At 74.2% G+C, this 3915-nt stretch carries 2 protein-coding genes; both read left to right on the forward strand.

Annotation, left to right across the window (positions count from 1 at the left end; all coding sequences use genetic code 11):
* Positions 1–229: 229 nt before the first annotated feature.
* The gene (locus AOK08_RS32115) at positions 230–2635 is read left to right on the forward strand and encodes a type IV secretory system conjugative DNA transfer family protein (protein WP_055532646.1); all 2406 of its coding nucleotides are present in this window, start codon (positions 230–232) and stop codon (positions 2633–2635) included.
* A gap of 121 nt (positions 2636–2756) precedes the next feature.
* On the forward strand, positions 2757–3915 hold a 1159-nt coding region (locus tag AOK08_RS32120; RefSeq protein WP_055532648.1), incomplete at its 3' end, for a PucR family transcriptional regulator ligand-binding domain-containing protein.

The raw sequence follows: 3915 nt of genomic DNA on the forward strand, positions 1-3915 counted from the left end.
GTTTGGGAGTGGTGGGGGTGTGTCGTTGTCCTTGGTGGACAGGGAGCGGGCAAGGGCGGGCAGGGAGCGGACAGAGGAGTGCCCGCGTGAAGGCCCTCCAAGGGCGGGTACTCGGCCGGGTCCGCTTCGTGAGGTCGGCCCGGTAAGCGGTGAACTCCCCTTGTGGGAGCGTTAGATTGGCCGCTGTTGACTTGATGGTGGTCGGAACGGCTGGTCAGGGGGCAGTGCGATGGACAGCGACGGTACGCAGGACGCGCGGGGTACGCACGCGAATCCCGTGCCGCGTCCGGCGGGGCCGCCGGGCGCGCCGTCCGTGCCGCCCCGGCCGGTGACGGCCCCTCGGCCGGTCGAACAGGGGGTGCCGTCGCAGGTACCCGCCCGTGCGTCCGTCGCCGAGTGGCTCAACGCGCCCCGGCCCGACGCCGAGCCGGGGATCTGGCGGTACGGGTACCGGGTGCCGAAGAAGGCGCAGGCGGCGGAACGTCTCTCCCCGGTCACCGTGGTCGGGCTGCTGGTGCCGCTCGTCGTCGGGCTGTTCCTGTGGTCGCTGTGGCGCCAGGGGGCGATGCCCTACGAGTGGGTGCTGCTGAAGCTGCTGACGCCGGACGACTGGTGGTGGGGCGGCACCGTCTCGCCCAAGGGATGGGAGGGCAGTGCGGGCATCCTCGTCTACAACGGCGCCTTCTTCCTTGTCCTTCTCTACGGGATGGGGCGGCTCGGCAGCTGGCCCGACATCGCCCGGCACTTCGTCGGGCGCCGCCCGCAGCCCGCGCGGGCCCTGCTCGCGGCGCTCGGGGCCGTCATCACGCTCAGCTTCGTGTTCCCGGACGCCTTCCCCCTGGTCGGCTGGGACGCCCTGCCGGTCGTCGACGCGGTCGTCGCCCTCGTCGCGCTGGTCACCGGCGGCTTCGACGTGTTCGGGTCGACCGCCTTCAAGGTCGGCCTCTACACCGTGATCACCCTGCTCGTCGTATGGCCGTTCGCCCGGATCGGCGGCTGGTGGGCGTACGCGAAGGAGCGCCTCGCCGCCCGTAAAGCGGCCGCCGGGCCCACCGGGCCCGCGCCCGCCGACCGGCCGCGCGCGCAGTGGCCCGACCTCCGCGAGGCCGGCCAGTACGAGGCCGCCGAACTGCTCACCGCCGAGGTGACCGGCGGCCGGATGAACGACGTCGACTGCGCCCGGGTCGAACACGCGTGGACGCTCGCCAGACGGGACGGACTGCTCACCGGCTTCCAGGACACCGTGCTGCGACAGGGCGCCGCGGCCTGGACGCACCCCTCCGGCGCCCGCGACCTGGCCCGCCGCACCGCACACCACGACCTGGCCGCCGGGCAGGTGCGCATCGGGCGCTGGGTGGCGGCCGAGCGGGCCCCGCTCGCCTATCACGGCGCCGGAGCGGCCCTCGGCCCCGAGGTGCTGGGCACCTCCCTGCTCGCCGTCGGACCCTCGGGAGCGGGCAAGACACGCCACCTGATCGAACCGGTGACCGAGGCGCTGGCCCTGCGGGCGCTCACCGGCCAGTGCGCGTTCGTCACGGTGTCCGCGCCGGGCGCGCCGCTCGCCGAGGACACCCGCTTCGACGTCGTCGTCCGGATCGGTGACCGTTCCTCCGTCCACGACCTCGACCCGTACGCCGGCTCCGACGACCCCGACGAGGCCGCCTCCTTCCTCGCCGAGGCGCTGGTCGGTGACCTCGACACCGTCGGCACCGACAGTGCCGCCACCGTGCTCGCCCAGGTGCTCGGCCCCTACCGGGCCGCCCACGGGCGCTTCCCGGCCCTGCCCGTGCTGCGGGAACTGCTGGAGAGCGACCCGGCCGCGCTGTCCGGCCTGCGGGACGCCCTGGCCGGGGACGGGTTCACCGTCATGCGGCGCGAACTCGACGTACGCATCCGGCAGGCGGCCAGCCCGACCGACGTCGGCCGGGTCCTCGCCGACCGGCTCGCGCTGCTGAACCGGCCGGTCTTCGACGGCTTCTTCGGTGGGGGCGGCACCGCACGGCCCTTCTCCCTGCGCTCCCTCACCCAGTACCCGCTGCGCGTCCGCGTCGACCTGCCCGAGCACGGCCACGAGGAGGCCGCCCGGCTGATCACCCGGCTCGTCCTCGCCCAGTTCTGCGCCGTCGTACGCGACACACGGCGCCCGCACTTCGCCTGCCTGGTCCTCGACGACGCCACCGGGACGGTCACCGCCGGTTCGGTACGCCGGGTGCAGCGGCTGCGCACCCAGAACGCGGGAGTCGTCCTCGCCCTGCGGACCATCGGCGACGTCCCCGAGGCGCTGCACGGACCGCTCTACGGCGCCGTGGGCTGCCGGATGGCGTTCTCCGGCGTGACGACCTGGGACGGCGGCCGGTTCGCCCAGGCCTGGGGCACGGCCTGGGTGGAGACACGGGACGTCGCCAAGCACACCGTCTTCGCGGACCAGCCGATGACCCGCGCCATCCACGCCCTGCGCAAACTGGTCACGGGCAAGGCGGTCACGACCGATGCCGTGACCGTACGTACGGTCGAACGGGAGCGCTGGTCGGCCTCCGAACTGGCGCACGAGGTGCCGCCGGGGCACGCGGTGCTGTCGCTGACGACCGTCGAGGGCGAGCACGCGCCTCCGCTGCTGGTGGATCTGCGGGGCTGAGGAGAGGGACTTGTACGGGCGGGGCGCGCTGTACGTACAGTGAGGCAGAATCGGCACAGGCCGTTCATACATGGCGGCCAAAGGTTCACGGAGAACACACAGACACAGACCTGAAGGCCTCATGCCCCCGACGCTCGCCTCACTCGTCCACCACTCCGCGCTCAAGCTGACCGTGCGGGCGGGCGGCGACCGCCTGGACGTCCCCGTGCGCTGGGCACACGTCAGCGAATTGGCCGACCCCGTCCCCTACATGGAGGGCGGGGAACTGCTCCTGATCACCGCCCTGAAACTGGACGCCGAGGACGCCGACACCATGCGGCGCTATGTGAAACGGCTGGTGGGGGCGGGGGTCGTCGGACTCGGCTTCGCGGTAGGGGTCAACTACGCCGAGATCCCGAAGGCGGTCGTCGAGGCGGCGGAGCACGAGGGGCTCCCGCTCCTCGAAGTCCCGCGCCGCACGCCCTTCATCGCGATCAGCAAGGCGGTGTCGGCGGCCATCGCCGCCGACCAGTACCGGGCGGTGACCGCCGGATTCGCCGCGCAGCGCGAACTGACCCGGCAGGCGCTGAGCGACGGCCCGCAGGGCCTCCTCACCGCGCTCGCCTCCCAGGTCGACGGCTGGGCCGCCCTGTACGACGCCTCGGGCGCCGTCGTCGCCACCGCGCCCGACTGGGCCGGGCGGCGTGCGGCACGCCTGACGGCCGACGTGGAACGGCTGCGGGAGCGGCCCGCGCCCGCGAGCGCTGTGGTCGGCGCGGGCGGTGAGGACGACGACGGCGGCGACGGACGGGACCGGGTCGAGCTGCACTCCCTCGGCACCGGGCGCCGCCCGCGCGCCGCGCTGGCCGTCGGCACGGCCGCCACGCTCGGTACGGCGGAGCGGTACGCCCTGCACTCGGCCATCGCCCTGCTGACCCTCACCACCGAGCGGTCCCGTTCCCTCCAGGCCGCCGAGCAGCGCATCGGGGCCGCGGTACTGCGCATGCTCCTGGCCGGCGAACCCGACCACGCGCGTGCCGTCGCCGGGGATCTGTACGGCGAGCTGCTCGACGCGCCGTACCGGATCGTGGTCGCGGAGTCGGCTTCGGCGTCTGCGTCGGCTCCGGGAGGCGGGGTGAGCAGGCCTACGGCCGGTGCTCCGGGCGCCGCCGACACGGACGGCGACCCGCTGGGCGCGCTCGCCGAGTACCTGGAGTCCGCCGCCGCGCGGGCGGGGGAGGCGGTACTGGTGGTGCCGGAGGGGGAGCGGCTGGTGGTGCGCGCGGTGGACGGGGGTGCGG

The organism is Streptomyces graminilatus (assembly GCF_001418565.1).
In the GTDB taxonomy this organism is placed as follows: Bacteria; Actinomycetota; Actinomycetes; order Streptomycetales; family Streptomycetaceae; genus Streptomyces; species Streptomyces graminilatus.